Genomic DNA, 15,166 nt, shown 5'->3' on the forward strand with positions numbered 1-15,166 from the left:
CCGGGGGACATGAGCCGCGAAGGCCTCCCGGCCGCGGCGGGGCCCTCCAGATCACGGCGAGGCGTAGCGAGCAGACACTCCTCGTCGATACCGTTTTCCCTGAGTTGGGAGATGAACCTCTTTTTGTCGGCCGCGCGGCGCGGCTCAGCCCTTCAGGTACAGCAGCACCAGTCCGCCGATGATCGCGAGGTTGCTGATCGCCACCCCGCTGGGGCCGAAGGTCAGGCGGTACAGCAGCTGCCGCGAGCGCGCGCCTTCGGGATTGCGGATGGCGTCGCGGCGCAGCAGCGGCCGCATCGTGCGCGCCAGCGGGCCGAGCAGCTGGTAGTTGAGGATCGCGATCGCTGCCAGCGCCAGGGCATACGTCGGTACCAGGCTGTCGAACGCGAAGGCCGATCCCAGGGTCAGGCCGATGGCCACCAGCGACGTCCAGAGATAGGTGTGGTACACGGCCAGGATCCCGGCGCGCTCGGCCTCGTCGTCGGCGTAGGCGGTGAGCATCTTCCGGCACAGCCAGGCGGTGACCAGGCCGGCGAGCAGGCCGCCGCCGAGTGCGCCGGCGGTGCCGAGCACGCCCTTGCCGAGCACGCCGCCGAGCACGCCGCCGCCGACCTTTGCGAAGCCGGCCGCCGCCGCAGGACGGCTGAGGCCGAGCATGGCGGTGACGCCGATCGCGAACGCCGTGCCGGGCGCGGTGGCGCGGGCGAAATCGCTGAAGCGCGTGAGCAGGTCCTCGCGCAGGCTCTTGCGCGCGCGCGACAGGCGCTTGCGCACCGCGGCGTCGGACAGGCCGAGCAGTTCGGCCACCTGGCGCGAGTTCTGGCCTTCCCGGTAGTACAGCAGCAGCACTTCTCGGCTCTCCTCGGGAAGCTCGGAAATCAGCTCCGCGGCCATGCGCTCGCGCTCGGCGTCGATCAGCTGTTCTTCGGGAAGCGCCGAGGGGTCGGCGGCGTGGTTGATGGCGATTTCCGCGGCTTCCCCATCGACCGCGCGCTGGCGGTGCCGGCGCAGGTGGTCGTAGGCGAGGTTGCGGGTGATCTGGCGCAGCCAGGGCAGGAAGCTGGACGGGTTCTGCAGGCGCTTGAGGTTCTGCCACGCGGAGAGGAAGGCCTCCTGGGCGATGTCCTCGCTGGCGGTCGGATCGCGGGTGATGGCAAGCGCGACCGCGGTCACCGTGTTCTGGCTGGCGACGATGATGCGGGTATAGGCCAGCTCGCAGCCGCCGGCCGCGGCGGGGAGCTCCCGGTGGATGAGGGTGTCGATGGCGCAGGTGGTCATGGGCGTGCTCGCGCGGCGGCGCCGTGGAGCGCCAATCCTACCCAGACGCCCCGGGACGGGAAACGTGACTCCTGGCGGGTGGGCGCGGGAAGCGTGCCTCAGCGCGGGGCGTCGATCAGCCAGTCGCGGCCTTCGCGGCGCACCTCCCGCGCCTGCGGCTCGCCGCTGCCGGCCGCCAGCTGGACGGTGCCGCTGCCGCTGCCGTCGGTGGCGTAGTCCGAGACCGCAATGGCCAGGCGATCGTCGGTGCAGGCCGAGGCGGGTGTCACGTCGAAGCCTTCGGTGGCGAGCTGCTGCAGCAGGAGCGGGTCCGGGTCGGCGCCGTCGATCGCCAGGCAGCCGCGCCGCGTGCCGGCGGCGGCCAGTTCGGCGCGCAGCAGCGCGACGGCCAGCGCCGGCGGGGTTGCGATCACGAAGGCGTCGTCGGGCTGGGAGGCAACCAGGGACATGCCGGACGCGTCGGGGCGCTGCGCGGGGGCGGCCACGGCTGCGGGCGCGGGCACGGAGGCGGCGGGCACCGTCGCCAGGCCGGGGTCGGCATCGCCATCGCCGCGGCTGGCGCGCCAGGCGATCATCACCAGCGCCACCATCACCGCAACCCCCAGCAGCAGGCCGTAGCGGAAACGCCCGCCGCCGCGCGCGGCCAGCGGCGAGCCGCCGCCCACCAGCGACGCCGGCGGCGGCAGGAAGTTGTCGTTGCGCTGCGTGGTCTGCTGCAGCAGGCCGGCTTCGCGCAGCATGAGCCGCGCCTCGGGCTGCTGGTCGGAGCGGATCACCCACACCGCCGGGCGCGGGGCGCTGCTGGCACCCTCGCGATAGCTGAAATTGCCGCGGATGGCGCCGCGATAGGAGCGGCCGTTGGTGATCCGGACCTCGATGCCGGCTTCTTCAAGCAGCCGGGCCACCGCTTCGACGTTCTCGATGCGGGCGCTGGAAAACAGCTGGCGCATGCCGTCAGTCCCGGGCCGGAACGTGTCCGGCCCTGCCTTCGTCGACCACGCGGATCATGCCTTCCTGCGCGGTGCTCGCCACCAGGCGGCCGGCGCGGTCGTAGATCATGCCGCGGGCCAGGCCGCGCGAACCCTGCGCGCTGGGGCTGTCGATGGAGTACAGCAGCCAGTCGTCGACGCGGAAGGGGCGGTGGAACCAGAGCGCGTGGTCGAGCGAGGCCATCTGCACGTTCGGCTGGTAGTAGCTGATGCCGTGCGGGAACGTGGCGGTGCCGAGCAGGTGGAAGTCCGAGGCATAGGCCAGCAGGGCCCGGTGCAGCTCGGGCGCATCGTCCACTTTCTCGGCCAGCCGGAACCAGACCTGCTGGTAGGGCGGGCGCTTGGGCGGATTGAGTTCGTCGCGCGGATAGACGTGGCGGAATTCGAACGGCCCGCTGCGGTCGAGCCAGCGCTGGATCTTGGTGGGCAGGGAGGCGAGCACCTTGTCCGGGATCGCCGGCGCCGGCTCGAGGTCCTCGGGCTGCGGGACTTCGGGCATGGTCAGCTGGTGCTCGGCGCTGTCCTCGGTGTCCTGGAAGGATGCCGCGCAGAAGAAGATCACCTTGCCGTGCTGGATCGCGGTCACCCGGCGCACGGAGAAGCTGCCGCCGTCGCGGGTGCGGTCGACGTCGTAGACGATCGGGTGGTCGATGTCGCCGGCGCGCAGGAAGTAGGCGTGCAGCGAATGCGCGGTGCGCGCTTGCGTCAGCGTCGCCTGCGCGGCCGACAGTGCCTGGCCCAGCACCTGGCCACCGAACACGTACTTGGTGCCGATGTCGCGGCTCTGGCCGCGGAACAGGTTGTCCTCGAGGCGCTCGAGCGTGAGCAGGTCCAGGAGTTCGGAGGCAGGGGCGGGGGTGCGGTCGGGCATCCGCCTGATTATACGGGGCGTGGCAGTCCATCCATCGGCCGTGCGATGGCCGGAACACACGACGCACGCAGTCGCGTTCATGTAGGAGTGGCTACAGCCGCTCCAGCGGAGGCAGCGCATCGAGCACGCGCTGCCAGGGGAACATCGGGCCGGGGTCGCGCTTGCGGCGGACCTGGACAGCGGCGTCGTCGCTGGCCGCCACCAGCTCGACGTCGAGGTCTTCGTGGCCGGCGATCCAGCGCAGCGCCGGCAGTTCGGCAGCAAGCGTCTCCAGCAGGCCGATCAAGGCCACGACCTGCGCCTCGGGGTAGGCCTCCGCCATCGCCTGGTGGCGCGAATCCAGCCAGCGCGGCCAGCGGCCGGTATTCACCAGTTCGATCCCCACCGAGCGCGGGTTATGGCCCCGCACGTGGTGCGCGATGCGCGCCGGATCCACCCAACGCTCGACGCTGCCGTCGCGGTCGATGTACCAGTGGCCGCTGTTGCCGGTGCCGCTGGCTTCGTACAGCAGGCGCTCGCCATAGTCCCGCGCGGTGGCGAGGTCGGGCAGCTCGGTGCAGTGGACCACCACCAGGTCGACCTGCGACAGCGGCCGCGGTTCCAGCAGGTGCTCGTAGGGCAGGGGGTCGATGCGCACGTCGCGGCCGGGGCTGGGGTCGGCGGCGATGCTAGCATTCACGGTTCTTCCGGCATCGGCGAAACGATGAGCGTCCGCGGTCACTGCATCCTCTCCCACGGCTTTGAAAGCGGCCCCGACGCGACCAAGGTGACCGCGCTCGCCGACGTCGCCGAAGGCCTGGGCTGGAGCCATGAACGCCCCGACTACACCGCCTTCGATGCCAGGCACGACATGGGCCGGCACGGCGACGTCGCCGCGCGCCTGGCGCAGCTGCAGGCGCTCGCGTCGGGGCGTGCGGCCGACGGCCCGCTGGTGCTGGCCGGCTCCAGCCTGGGTGCCTGGATTTCCGGCAGGGTATCGCTGCAGGTTCCAGTGCGCGCGCTGTTCCTGATGGCCCCGCCGATCAACCTCGTCAGCGAATACCCGCTCGAGGCCGCCGCCGTGCCAACCGCGATCATCCACGGCTGGGACGATGAGCTGATCCCCGCCGCCGACGTCTTTGCCTGGGCTGCGCCGCGTCGCGACCGATTGCTGCTGGTCGACGATGATCACCGCCTGTCCGATCACGTCGAAGCCTCGGCCGCGCTGTTCGCCGGGCTGCTGGGCGCGCTCGCGTCGTGAGGTTCTTCGCGAGCTGCGGCAAGGGCCTGGAATACCTGCTGGCCGATGAACTGGCGGCGCTCGGCTGCGTGCGTGCCACCGCCACCGTCGCCGGCGTCAACGTCGAGGGCGAACTGGCCGATGCGCAGCGCGCGGTGATGTGGTCGCGCCTGGCCAGCCGGGTGCTGTGGCCGCTGGCCGAGTTCTACTGCGACAGCGAGGACGTGCTCTACCGGACCATCGTCGAGCTTCCCTGGAGCACGCACCTGGCCCCCGGGCGCACGCTGGCGGTGGATGCGCGCGTGTCCGGCGACGGCATCACCCACGCGCGCTATGCCGCGCAGCGGGTGAAGGACGCGGTCGTCGACAGCCTGCGCCGCGAGACCGGCGCACGGCCGGACGTCGATCTGGAATCGCCCGACCTGCTGCTCAACCTGGTGGTGCGCAAGGGGCGCGCGGTGCTGTCGGTGGACCTTGGCGGCGGCGCGCTGCACCGTCGTGGCTGGCGCCGCGCGCAGGGCGACGCACCGCTGAAGGAGAACCTGGCTGCCGCCGTGCTGCTGCGCGGCCAGTGGCCGCAGGTGTACGCCGAAGGCGGCGCCCTGCTCGATCCCATGTGCGGCAGCGGCACCCTGCTGGTGGAGGGCGCTGCGATCGCCGCCGACGTTGCGCCGGGCCTGCTGCGCCATGGTGAAACGCCGCCGTCGCGCTGGAGCGGCTTCGATGCCGCCGCCTGGGATTCGCTGCGCCAGGACGCGCTGGAGCGCGAGCGTGCCGGCCGCGCCGCGTTGCGCCCCGTGTTTTTCGGTAGCGACGTCGATCCGGCGGCGCTGGAATCGGTGCGCGCGAACGCGGCCGCGGCCGGCTTCGGCGATGCGATCCAGCTGGAGGAGCGCCAGGTCGCCGCGCTGCGGCCGATGACCCAGCTGCGCGGCCTGGTCGCCAGCAACCCGCCCTACGATGCGCGCCTGGCCGCCGACGCCCAGCTCTACCGCGGCCTGGGCGACGCCCTGCGCCGGATCGCGCCGTACTGGCGCGCCAGCCTGCTGTGCGGCAGCCCCGAGCTTGCGCGCGCCACCGGCCTGCGGGCGCAGAAGGTCTACCAGGTGTTCAACGGCGCGCTCGAGTGCGTGCTGCTGGTGGCCGACCCGGTGCAGCCGCCGCTGCGCGAGGACGCCGGGCCGCGGCCGCTGTCGCCGGGCGCGCAGATGCTCGCCAACCGCCTGCGCAAGAACCTGCGTGCGTCCAAGTCCTGGCGCACCCGCGAGGGCGTGGACTGCTATCGCGCCTACGACGCCGACCTGCCCGAGTACGCGGTCGCGATCGACGTCTACACCGAGGCCGACGACCCCGATGCCACCTGGCTGCACGTGCAGGAATACGCCGCGCCGGCCGACATCCCCGATGCCGACGTGCGCCGCCGCTTCGGCGAGGTGCTGGGCGCCGCGCGCGAAGTGTTCGGCGTACCGCGCGAACGCCTGGCGACGAAGGTGCGTGCACGCGGCAAGGGCGGCAGCAAGTACGGCGCCGCCGTGGAGCGCCGTGGCGAGTTCATCACCGTGCGCGAAGGGGCTGCGCGGCTGCGCGTGAACCTGTTCGATTACCTCGACACCGGGCTGTTCCTCGACCACCGCCCGCTGCGCACGCGCATGCAGCGCGAGGCGCGCGGCAAGCGTTTCCTCAACCTGTTCTGCTACACCGGCGCGGCCACGGTGCACGCTGCCGTCGGCGGTGCCGCGAGCACCACCAGCGTCGACCTCTCGGGAACCTACCTGCAGTGGGCCGCGGACAACCTGCGCGGCAACCGCGTCGACGGCCGGGCCCTGGGCGGCAGCGCCCATCGCATGGTGCAGGCCGACGCGGTGTCCTGGCTGGAGGCCGACACCGGCGAGTACGACCTGGTGTTCTGCGATCCGCCAACCTTCTCCAACTCCGCGCGCGCCGACGACTTCGACATGCAGCTCCAGCACGTGCGCCTGCTGCGGGCCGCGGTGGCGCGGCTGGCGCCGGGCGGGGTGCTGTACTTCTCGAACAACTACCGGCGCTTCAAGCTCGACGAGGAGGCGGTGGCGGCGTTCGCCCGGTGCGACGACATCACCGCGGAGACGATTCCCCCGGACTTCGCGCGCAATCCGCGCATCCATCGGGCGTGGAGGCTGCGGCGGAGGTAGGAGCCCGCCGCGCGGGGTGGCCGCCACGGGCCGCTCCCCGCGCGATCCGCCGCCATGGTGGCTCCAGCGCGGTGCTGGCCGCTGCAAGGGAACCGCAGCGTTGCGCCGGCGGGGCTGTCGCGGGCGCCCTGCGGCACCATGATATGGGGAGTACCTTCGAGGAACCCGCCATGACCAATGCCCAGTTCGATTCCACCCGCGTCCTGCGCAAGGTGCGCGGCCGCGCGGCCTCCGACGGCGCCGGCGTGAAGCTGACGCGCGTGATCGGCGGCCCCGACCTGCCCGACATGGATCCCTTCCTGCTGCTCGACGAGTTCGGCACCGATCGCGCCGAGGACTACCTCGCCGGCTTCCCGGACCATCCGCACCGCGGCTTCGAGACCGTCACCTACATGCTCGACGGACGCATGCGCCACCGCGACAACCACGGCAACGAGGGCCTGCTGGTTCCCGGCAGCGTGCAGTGGATGACCGCCGGCCGCGGCCTGGTGCACTCGGAAATGCCCGAACAGGAGGAGGGCCGCATGCGCGGCTTCCAGCTGTGGGTGAACCTGCCGGCCAGGGACAAGATGGTCGAGCCGCGCTACCAGGAGTTCGCGCCCGACCGGATCCCGCTGGTGCGGCCCGCCGACGGCGTCGAAGTGCGCGTGATCGCCGGCGAGGTCACCTCGGCTGACGGCACGCGCGTGCGCGGTCCGATCGACCAGCCGGCCACCTCCCCGCTGTACCTGGACGTGTCGCTGGCGCCGGGCGCGGCCTGGGAGCACAGGCTGCCGGAAGGCCAAAGCGCCTTCGCCTACATGTTCGAGGGCGGGGCCTGCCTGGGCTGCGGAGACGAGGCGCGCCAGCTTGCCAGCCACGAGCTCGGCATCCTCGGCGGCGGCGACCTGCTGCGCGTCGAGGCCGGCGAGGCCGGTGCGCGCCTGCTGCTGGTCTCGGGCCGCCCGCTGCGCGAGGCGGTGGTGCGCCACGGGCCCTTCGTGATGAACACGAAGCAGGAGATCATGCAGGCCTTTGTCGATTTCCAGGAAGGCCGCTTCTGACGTTCGCGGTGCCCGGGCATCCGCAATGAAGAAGGGCGGCGCTGATGCGCCGCCCTTCTTCGTTCAATGGTGTCATCCCGCGCTGGTCAGCTGCCCGCCGCGGGCTCGCGGCCAAGCCAGCCGTAGATGCCTCCGCCGGCTCAGCGGATCGAGACCCGCACGTCGTCGAAGCGCAGCGATTCCGCCAGCGATATCGCCTGCGACAGTTCCTGCTCGCTGCGCCCGCGCAACGAGATGTGGGCGACGTGGGCGCGGTCGAGCTCCACCAGGGTCTCGCGCACCTCGACCCCGACCATCCCGGAAAGCTCGCTGCGGTACCACCAGTTCTGGGTTCCGTCGATCAGGGTTTCCTGGGTGCGGTTGGCGCGGCGGGGACGAAATGGCGCCTCGGTGGTGATCATCACCGCCAGCACCTGGTGGCCGTCGCTGTCGCGGAGAGCCTTGCAGAAGGTGTATCCCGCGCCGTCGAGCTTCTCCCATGCCAGCTCGCTGCCGGCCGGAAGCGTCGGGCAATCGCTGCCCGACTGGGCGTGGACGCCGCCTGCCGCAAGCAGCATGGCGATGGCCAGCGCAGTGGTCGCTTTCATTTTTTTCCCCCTGGACAGGCGCTGAACGAAGATGCGCCTTGCCCGATGCTGCTTTGTGCGTCGCGGAAAAGTCTGTGATGTTCGTCACGCTTTGTTGGGTTGCCTTCAGATTTCCGTGGAATTTGCCGCATCCAGGCGCGAAGCCAGCAGTTCCGCGAGCCGCGTCGGCTCGGGCAGGCGGTGGTCGCGGGTGAAGCGCATGACCAGGTCCGCGGCCGATGCCAGGGCCACGCGATGCCCGGGGGACACCACCAGGGGCAGGCAGCCGGGCCGGCTGCGCAACAGCCAGCCAAGCTGCCGGCGCTCGCGGTTGCGCAATGCGGTGTAGGCGCCGCGGGTTTCGTGCGGCTCGGGGCCGGATCCGGTCAGGATGGCCCTTGCCACGCCGATGCAGGGCAGCCCGCTGGCGACCCCGAAATGGGCGGCGATCCCCAGGCCCTGCGGGTGCGCGATGCCATGGCCGTCGACGAAGGCCAGGTCGGGTGGCCGCGGCAGCGCCGCCAGCGCCGCCCGCAGCGCAGGCAGCGCGCGGAACGGGAGCAGTTCGGGCAGGTCGGACACGGGCGTGGGCAGGGAGACCGATTCGCTGGCCAGCACCTCGAGGGTCCCCGCGTCCAGGAGTATCGCGGTCGCGTGCACGACTGCGCCGTCATCGCTGAAGTCGGTGCGGAACCCGCCGATGGTGGCCAGGTCCCTGGGGAAGCGGTCGCGCAGCTCCAGCTGGCCGGCCAGCCGGGACCGCAGCAGGCGCGCCTGTTCCAGTGTTCCGTCCTGGTCGATGGGAGCGGCGCAGGCCGCGGGGCCGGGCCGGCCTGCAAGGGAAGGGGGTGGGAGGGGCATCGTGTGGCAGAGGATACGCCCCGCGCTTCAGCTTCCGGAGGTGACCTGGCGGGACAGTGCGTGCAGACGCTGCGGTGTCCCGACGTCCGTCCATGGCCCGCGGTGGTGCTCGCCGCTGGCTGCGCCGCGCACCATGGCGGCCCGCAACAGGGGTGCCAGCTTGAAGCGTGGAGGTGTCCTGTCGGCGCCCGGGGCCTCGCCGATGACGTCGCGCCAGGCGTCCAGCAACGATGGCCTGTAGACGCCGATGCCCGCGAAGGTCAGCCGCGTTCCGCCTGCGTGCTCGCTGTGGACGCGGCCATCGGCAGCGAGCACGAAGTCGCCCGCGGGGTGGTGGCCGGGGTTGTCGACCAGCACCAGGTGCGCGTCTCCATCCGGCTCGCGCGGCAGGCGTGCGAAATCGAAATCGCACCAGACATCGCCGTTGACCGCGATGAAGGGTGCGTCGCCAAGCAGGGGCAGGGCGTGCAGCATGCCGCCGCCGGTCTCGAGCGGAGTCTCGCCTTCGTACGAATAGTGGATGCGCAGGCCCCAGCGGCTGCCGTCGCCCAGGCGCTCCGGAAACTGCGAAGCCAGCCACGAGGTGTTGACCACCACGTCACGGACGCCGGTGGCGGCGAGCCTCTCGAGGTGCCAGGCGATCAGGGGCTGGCCGCCGGCTTCGAGCAGCGGCTTGGGCGTGGTGTCGGTCAGCGGACGCATGCGCTCGCCGAGACCGGCGGCGAAGACCAGTGCCTTCACGGTGCGGCGTCCCGTCCGTTGCCGGCCGCGGCCAGTGCCGGGCGCACGTGGCGATCGAGCACGCCGGCCAGCGCTGCGAGTTCCGGATGCCGCGGCAGCGCCTGGTCGAGGTAGGCAAGGAAGCGCGGGGCGTCGGCGATGTATTTCGGTTTGCCGTCGCGATGGTGGAGGCGGGCGAAGATGCCAAGCACCTTGAGGTGGCGCTGGACGCCGACCAGTCCGGCATCGCGCAGGAAGCGCTCGGGGGCCGCGGGAACCGGAACCCCGGCCGCGACGGCGCGGGCGTGATAGCCGGCCAGCCATGCATCGACGCGCGCCTGCGGCCAGCTCAGGAAGGCGTCCTTGAACAGGCTCACCGGATCGTAGGCCACTGGCCCCAGCACCGCATCCTGGAAGTCGAGCACGGCCAGCCCCCCGGTCACCGGCATCAGGTTGCGCGGCATGAAGTCGCGGTGCACCAGCACCCGCGGCTGGGCCAGCGCGCTGTCGATGAGGACGCGATAGCCGAGGTCGAGCGCTTCAAGATCGCTGCAGCCAAGCTCGACGCCCAGGTGGCGGCCGAGGAACCACTCGTCGAACAGGCGCAGTTCGCGCGCGAGCAGGGCTTCGTCGTAGCGCGGGAGGTCGTCGGGCGCGGGGATGGCCTGGATGCGCAGCAGCTGGTCGATGGCGGCCTCGAAATGCGCGTCGGCATTCCCGGCGTCGATGGCCTGGAGCAGGGTATCCACGCCCAGGTCCTCGAGCAGCAGGAAGCCGCGTTCGACGTCGCGCGCCAGCACCCGTGGCACGCGCACGCCGCCGCGTTCCAGCAGGTCGTGCATGCGGAGCCAGGGGCGCACGTCCTCCAGTGCCGGGGGCGAGTCCATCACGATCAGGCTGGCGTCGCCGCTGCCGGTGGCGCGCCAGTAGCTGCGGAAGCCGGCGTCGGTCGATGCCCGCTCCAGCACGAGGCCGGGGCATGACGCGGCGGCGCGGGCCCAGTCCAGGCGTGCGCTCGCACGGATGTCGTCGATGGCTGCGGTCATGCGGTCTCCAGGCCGGCGGGGCGGCGGTGTGCACAGGGTAAACTTCGCGCTGGTCCTTTAGACAGCGCAGGCCCCGCCACATGATCCAGCTGCAACCCGTGCTCCTGTCAGGCGGCTCCGGCACGCGCCTGTGGCCGCTGTCGCGCGAGGCCTATCCCAAGCAGTTCCTGGCGCTGGCCGGTGAGCACACCATGCTGCAGGACACCTGGCTGCGCGTGGCGCCGCTGGACGCGCTGGCGCCGATCGTGGTCGCCAACGAGGAGCACCGCTTCCTGGCCGGCGAGCAGCTGCGCCAGGTGGGCGTGGAGGCCGCGGCGATCATGCTCGAACCGGTCGGTCGCAACACCGCCCCGGCCATCGCCGCCGCGGCCCTGCAGGCCACCGCTGCCGGCGCCGACCCGCTGCTGCTGGTGCTGCCATCCGACCACGTCGTCCGCGACGCCGACGCGTTCCGTGCTGCCGTGCGCGAGGCGACGCCGGCGGCCGAGGGCGGCGCGCTGGTGACCTTCGGTATCGTCGCCGAGGCCCCGGAAACCGGCTTCGGCTACATCCAGGCCGGCCCGGGTGAGGGCGTGCGCGAGGTGCTGCGCTTCGTCGAGAAGCCCGACGCCGCCACCGCGCAGGGCTACCTCGATGCCGGCGGGTACTACTGGAACAGCGGCATGTTCCTGTTCCGCGCGTCGCGCTACCTCGAGGAGCTCGGCCGCTTCCGTCCGGAGATGCTGGATGCCGTGCGCAAGGCCTTCGAAAGCGCCGCGCGCGACGGCGACTTCGTCCGCCTGGACCGGGACGCCTTCGCCACCGCGCCATCGGATTCGATCGACTACGCGGTGATGGAGCGGACCGATCGCGCGATGGTGCTGCCGGTGGACATCGGCTGGAACGACGTCGGCTCCTGGTCGGCGCTGTGGGCGGTGAGCCCGCAGGACGCCGACGGCAACGCCCACCACGGCGAGGTGATCGCCGTCGACAGCCGCGGCAGCTATGTCTGGTCGCGGCGCATGGTGGCCCTGGTCGGCGTCGAGGATCTGGTGGTGGTGGAGACCGATGACGCGGTGCTGGTCGCGAAGAAGGACCGCGTGCAGCAGGTCAAGGAAGTGGTCGCCCGGCTGAAGGCCGACGACCGCAGCCATGCCGTGCTCCACCGCGAGGTGCATCGTCCCTGGGGCAGCTACGACTCGATCGACCAGGACGAGGGCTTCCAGGTCAAGCGCATCAAGGTCAAGCCCGGCGGTCGCCTGTCGCTGCAGTCGCACAAGTGCCGCGCCGAGCACTGGATCGTGGTCCGCGGCACCGCGCGCGTGACCCGCGACAACGACGTGTTCGAGCTGCACGCGAACCAGTCGACCTACATCCCGCTGGGCGCGAAGCACCGGCTGGAGAATCCCGGCACCGAAGTGCTGGAACTGATCGAAGTGCAGTCGGGCGACTACCTCGGCGAAGACGACATCGTCCGCTACGAGGACGTGTACGGCCGTTCATGAGCGGCGTTGGCGCGATCGATCGCCAGCTGGATCGCCTCGAGGCGGAAAGCCTGCACATCCTGCGCGAGGTTGCGGGCCAGTGCCGCAGCCCGGTGATGCTGTATTCCATCGGCAAGGACAGCTCGGTGCTGCTGCACCTGTTGCTGAAGGCCTTCGCGCCCGCGCGGCCGACGGTCCCGCTGCTGCACGTCGACACCACCTGGAAGTTCAGGGAGATGATCGCGTTCCGTGACCGGCGCGCGGCGGAGACCGGCGTGGACCTGCGCGTGCACGTGAACCCGGACGGCGTGCGCGAGGGCATCGGCCCGCAGAGCCATGGTGCCAGCCGCCACACCGAGGTGATGAAGACGCTGGCGCTGAAGCAGGCGATCGCCGCCGGTGGCTACGACGCCGCGATCGGCGGTGCGCGTCGCGACGAAGAGAAATCGCGCGCCAAGGAGCGCGTGTTCTCGTTCCGCGACGCCCACCAGCGCTGGGATCCGCGCCGCCAGCGCCCGGAGCTGTGGAACCTGTACAACGCGCGCGTGAATGCCGGCGAGAGCATGCGCGTGTTCCCGCTGTCGAACTGGACCGAGCTCGATGTCTGGCGCTACATCCGCCGCGAGGGCATCCCGGTGGTGCCGCTGTACTTCGCCGCGCCGCGCCCGGTGGTCGAGCGCGAAGGATCGCTGGTGATGGTCGACGACGAACGCTTCCAGCTGCGGCCCGGCGAAACGCCGACGATGCGCCGGGTGCGCTTCCGCACCCTGGGCTGCTATCCGCTGACCGGCGCGGTGGAGTCGGAGGCCACCGACCTCGATGCGATCATCGCCGAGATGGAAGCGGGCACGCAGTCCGAGCGCGCCGGCCGCCTGATCGACCACGCCGTGGGAGATTCCATGGAGAGGAAGAAGCGCGAGGGTTATTTCTGATGGCGCGCGACTTCCTGCGCGTCGTCGCCTGCGGCAGCGTCGACGACGGCAAGAGCACCCTGATCGGACGCCTGCTGGCCGAAGCCGGGCGCGTGCCCGACGACGAGCGCGCGGCGTTGGCCAAGGCCAGCGTCGTGCACGGCACCCGCGGCGAGGACATCGATTACGCCCTGCTGCTCGACGGTCTCGAGGCCGAGCGCGAGCAGGGCATCACCATCGACGTCGCCTGGCGCCACCTGGACACGCCGCGGCGCCGCTTCCTGATCGCCGACTGCCCGGGGCACGTGCAGTACACGCGCAACATGGCCACCGGCGCGTCAGTGGCGGACCTTGCGATCGTGCTGGTCGATGCCACTCGCGGGTTACTGCCGCAGACGTTCCGCCACACCGCGATCGCCGCCATGTTCGGCGTGCGCCACGTACTGCTGGCGGTGAACAAGATGGATCGCACGGGATACGACCGGGCCATCTTCGACGCCATTGCCGGTGCCTACCGCGAGCATGCCGCGAAGCTCGGCATCGCCGACGCCACGGCGATCCCGCTTGCCGCGGCGACGGGCGACAACGTCACCACGCCTTCGGGCGCGATGGACTGGTACAGCGGCCCCACCGTGCTCGGGCACCTGGAATCGGTACGGGTCGAAACCCGCGATGCCGAGCTGCCGGTGCGGCTGCCGGTGCAGCTGGTGCTGCGCAACGGCGACGCGGGGCGCTGGCTGGCCGGCACCCTGGCCTCGGGCACCCTGCGCGTGGGCGATGCGCTGCGCGTCGAGCCCGACGGCGTGGCCGCCACCGTCGCCGGCCTGCGCCTTGCCGGTGAGGAAGCACGCGAAGTGCGCGCCGGAAGCGCCGTCTCCGTGCGCCTGGCCGAAGACGTCGATGCCGCGCGCGGCGACGTGCTGGCCGCGGCCGGTGCGCCGCTGGCGGCGACCGACCAGTTCGTCGCCGACCTGCTGTGGTTCGACGAGGCCGCGCTGCTTCCCGGGCGGCGCTACCAGCTGCAGGCGGGCACCCGCGTGGTCGGCGCGCGCGTGGGCGAGATCAAGCACCTGCTCGATCCCGAAACCCTGCAGCCGCTGGCGGCCAAGCGCCTGCAGGCCAACGACATCGGCGAGGTCGCCCTGGCGCTCGACGCGCCGATCCCGTACGCGCACTACGCCGACGAGCCCGCGATGGGCAGCTTCGTGCTGGTCGACCTGCTCAGCCGCACGACCGTCGGCGCGGGCATGATCCGCCACGGCCTGCGCCGCGCCGACAACATCCACTGGCAGGCGCTGGACGTCGACCGCGACGTGCGCGCCGCGCTCAAGGGCCAGCGCCCGCGCTGCGTCTGGTTCACCGGCCTGTCCGGCGCCGGCAAGTCGACCATCGCCAACCTGGTCGAGCGCGGCCTGGTCGCGCGCGGCTGCCACACCTACCTGCTCGACGGCGACAACGTCCGCCACGGCCTCAACCGCGACCTCGGCTTCACCGAAGAGGACCGCGTCGAGAACATGCGCCGCGTCGCCCACGTCGCGCGGCTGATGACCGACGCCGGCCTGATCGTGCTGGTGAGCTTCATCTCCCCGTTCCGCGCCGAGCGCGCATCGGCGCGCGCGCTGTTCGCCGACGGCGACTTCATCGAGGTCTTCGTCGACACCCCGCTGGCCGAGGCCGAGCGCCGCGACGCCAAGGGCCTCTACGCCAAGGCGCGCCGTGGCGAGCTTCCGAACTTCACCGGCATCGACTCGCCCTATGAGCCGCCTGGGTCGCCGGAACTGGTGCTGGACACGATGTCGGCGACGCCCGAGGCGCTTGCGGAACAGGTCGTCTCCCTGCTTCGCGCCTGATTGTCCGGGACGCGCTACGGCGTTGGCGGTTCTCCAACCAGGTGATAGACGCAACTCCGCCGATACACGGGCAGCCTTGCATTTCCCCCAACCCGGTGGTAACACACCCCCATGCGCCCGGCGGAGTCCGATCAGGCGCCACCAGTCCAAGGACCTTGGCCCGCAACGGGCCGGACGG

General features: G+C 71.5%; 14 protein-coding genes. 6 read left to right on the forward strand and 8 right to left on the reverse strand.

The window, feature by feature from the left end:
• Window positions 1–144: 144 nt before the first annotated feature.
• The 4 genes from E2169_RS10350 to E2169_RS10365 all read right to left on the reverse strand — a co-directional run bounded on the left by E2169_RS10350 (window position 145) and on the right by E2169_RS10365 (window position 3,817).
• The gene (locus E2169_RS10350; protein WP_132986534.1) at window positions 145–1,278 is read right to left on the reverse strand and encodes an RNA polymerase sigma factor; all 1,134 of its coding nucleotides are present in this window, start codon (window positions 1,276–1,278) and stop codon (window positions 145–147) included.
• A gap of 98 nt (window positions 1,279–1,376) precedes the next feature.
• Window positions 1,377–2,228 (reverse strand): putative signal transducing protein, encoded by an 852-nt coding sequence (locus tag E2169_RS14545; RefSeq protein ID WP_132986535.1) that lies wholly within the window; start codon window positions 2,226–2,228, stop codon window positions 1,377–1,379.
• Window positions 2,229–2,232: 4 nt separating this feature from the next.
• Window positions 2,233–3,138, reverse strand: coding sequence for an acyl-CoA thioesterase II (tesB, locus tag E2169_RS10360; RefSeq protein ID WP_132986536.1), 906 nt, complete (start codon window positions 3,136–3,138; stop codon window positions 2,233–2,235).
• 91 nt (window positions 3,139–3,229) lie between these two features.
• Complete coding sequence (locus tag E2169_RS10365; RefSeq protein ID WP_370465127.1) at window positions 3,230–3,817, reverse strand: N-acetylmuramoyl-L-alanine amidase; 588 nt, start codon at window positions 3,815–3,817, stop codon at window positions 3,230–3,232.
• A gap of 24 nt (window positions 3,818–3,841) precedes the next feature.
• Here E2169_RS10365 and E2169_RS10370 point away from each other — a divergent pair, with 24 nt between their 5' ends.
• From E2169_RS10370 to E2169_RS10380, 3 genes are all read left to right on the forward strand, one after another.
• Entirely contained in the window at window positions 3,842–4,378 is a 537-nt protein-coding gene (locus E2169_RS10370) for an alpha/beta hydrolase (protein ID WP_132986538.1), read from the forward strand.
• The gene (rlmKL, locus tag E2169_RS10375) at window positions 4,375–6,528 is read left to right on the forward strand and encodes a bifunctional 23S rRNA (guanine(2069)-N(7))-methyltransferase RlmK/23S rRNA (guanine(2445)-N(2))-methyltransferase RlmL (protein WP_132986539.1); all 2,154 of its coding nucleotides are present in this window, start codon (window positions 4,375–4,377) and stop codon (window positions 6,526–6,528) included. The genes E2169_RS10370 and rlmKL overlap by 4 nt, the downstream gene beginning before the upstream one ends.
• Before the next feature lie 170 nt (window positions 6,529–6,698).
• Window positions 6,699–7,571, forward strand: a complete 873-nt coding sequence (locus tag E2169_RS10380; protein WP_132986540.1) for a pirin family protein — start codon at window positions 6,699–6,701, stop codon at window positions 7,569–7,571.
• A gap of 140 nt (window positions 7,572–7,711) precedes the next feature.
• Here E2169_RS10380 and E2169_RS10385 read toward each other — a convergent pair whose 3' ends face one another.
• The 4 genes from E2169_RS10385 to E2169_RS10400 form a co-directional block, all read right to left on the reverse strand.
• On the reverse strand, window positions 7,712–8,158 hold the full coding sequence (locus E2169_RS10385) for a hypothetical protein (protein ID WP_132986541.1): 447 nt from the start codon (window positions 8,156–8,158) through the stop codon (window positions 7,712–7,714).
• Between the two features lie 105 nt (window positions 8,159–8,263).
• Window positions 8,264–8,998, reverse strand: coding sequence for an endonuclease V (locus E2169_RS10390; protein WP_132986542.1), 735 nt, complete (start codon window positions 8,996–8,998; stop codon window positions 8,264–8,266).
• 27 nt (window positions 8,999–9,025) lie between these two features.
• Complete coding sequence (murU, locus tag E2169_RS10395; RefSeq protein ID WP_132986543.1) at window positions 9,026–9,739, reverse strand: N-acetylmuramate alpha-1-phosphate uridylyltransferase MurU; 714 nt, start codon at window positions 9,737–9,739, stop codon at window positions 9,026–9,028.
• Window positions 9,736–10,764, reverse strand: coding sequence for an aminoglycoside phosphotransferase family protein (locus E2169_RS10400; protein WP_132986544.1), 1,029 nt, complete (start codon window positions 10,762–10,764; stop codon window positions 9,736–9,738). The genes murU and E2169_RS10400 overlap by 4 nt, the downstream gene beginning before the upstream one ends.
• Window positions 10,765–10,844: 80 nt before the next feature.
• On the opposite strand from E2169_RS10400, the gene E2169_RS10405 reads away from it, so the two are divergent.
• Genes E2169_RS10405 through cysC form a run of 3 tightly spaced genes read left to right on the forward strand, consistent with a single transcriptional unit; the run spans window position 10,845 to window position 14,988 of the window.
• On the forward strand, window positions 10,845–12,248 hold the full coding sequence (locus E2169_RS10405; RefSeq protein WP_132986545.1) for a mannose-1-phosphate guanylyltransferase/mannose-6-phosphate isomerase: 1,404 nt from the start codon (window positions 10,845–10,847) through the stop codon (window positions 12,246–12,248).
• Window positions 12,245–13,159: a sulfate adenylyltransferase subunit CysD gene (gene cysD, locus E2169_RS10410; protein WP_132986546.1), complete on the forward strand. Its 915-nt coding sequence runs from the start codon at window positions 12,245–12,247 to the stop codon at window positions 13,157–13,159. The genes E2169_RS10405 and cysD overlap by 4 nt, the downstream gene beginning before the upstream one ends.
• Entirely contained in the window at window positions 13,159–14,988 is a 1,830-nt protein-coding gene (cysC, locus tag E2169_RS10415) for an adenylyl-sulfate kinase (RefSeq protein ID WP_132986547.1), read from the forward strand. The genes cysD and cysC overlap by 1 nt, the downstream gene beginning before the upstream one ends.
• Window positions 14,989–15,166: the final 178 nt, after the last annotated feature.

It is taken from the genome of Luteimonas terricola (assembly GCF_004352845.1).
GTDB classification, from domain to species: Bacteria; Pseudomonadota; Gammaproteobacteria; order Xanthomonadales; family Xanthomonadaceae; genus Luteimonas; species Luteimonas terricola.

Coding starts and splice junctions, on each gene's coding strand:
- E2169_RS10370 (WP_132986538.1), top strand. CDS start 3,842: ATGAGCGTCCGCGGTCACTGCATCCTCTCCCACGGCTTTGAAAGCGGC.
- E2169_RS10390 (WP_132986542.1), bottom strand. CDS start 8,998: ATGCCCCTCCCACCCCCTTCCCTTGCAGGCCGGCCCGGCCCCGCGGCC.
- tesB (WP_132986536.1), bottom strand. CDS start 3,138: ATGCCCGACCGCACCCCCGCCCCTGCCTCCGAACTCCTGGACCTGCTC.
- E2169_RS14545 (WP_132986535.1), bottom strand. CDS start 2,228: ATGCGCCAGCTGTTTTCCAGCGCCCGCATCGAGAACGTCGAAGCGGTG.
- cysD (WP_132986546.1), top strand. CDS start 12,245: ATGAGCGGCGTTGGCGCGATCGATCGCCAGCTGGATCGCCTCGAGGCG.
- E2169_RS10405 (WP_132986545.1), top strand. CDS start 10,845: ATGATCCAGCTGCAACCCGTGCTCCTGTCAGGCGGCTCCGGCACGCGC.
- E2169_RS10380 (WP_132986540.1), top strand. CDS start 6,699: ATGACCAATGCCCAGTTCGATTCCACCCGCGTCCTGCGCAAGGTGCGC.
- cysC (WP_132986547.1), top strand. CDS start 13,159: ATGGCGCGCGACTTCCTGCGCGTCGTCGCCTGCGGCAGCGTCGACGAC.
- E2169_RS10350 (WP_132986534.1), bottom strand. CDS start 1,278: ATGACCACCTGCGCCATCGACACCCTCATCCACCGGGAGCTCCCCGCC.
- E2169_RS10385 (WP_132986541.1), bottom strand. CDS start 8,158: ATGAAAGCGACCACTGCGCTGGCCATCGCCATGCTGCTTGCGGCAGGC.
- E2169_RS10400 (WP_132986544.1), bottom strand. CDS start 10,764: ATGACCGCAGCCATCGACGACATCCGTGCGAGCGCACGCCTGGACTGG.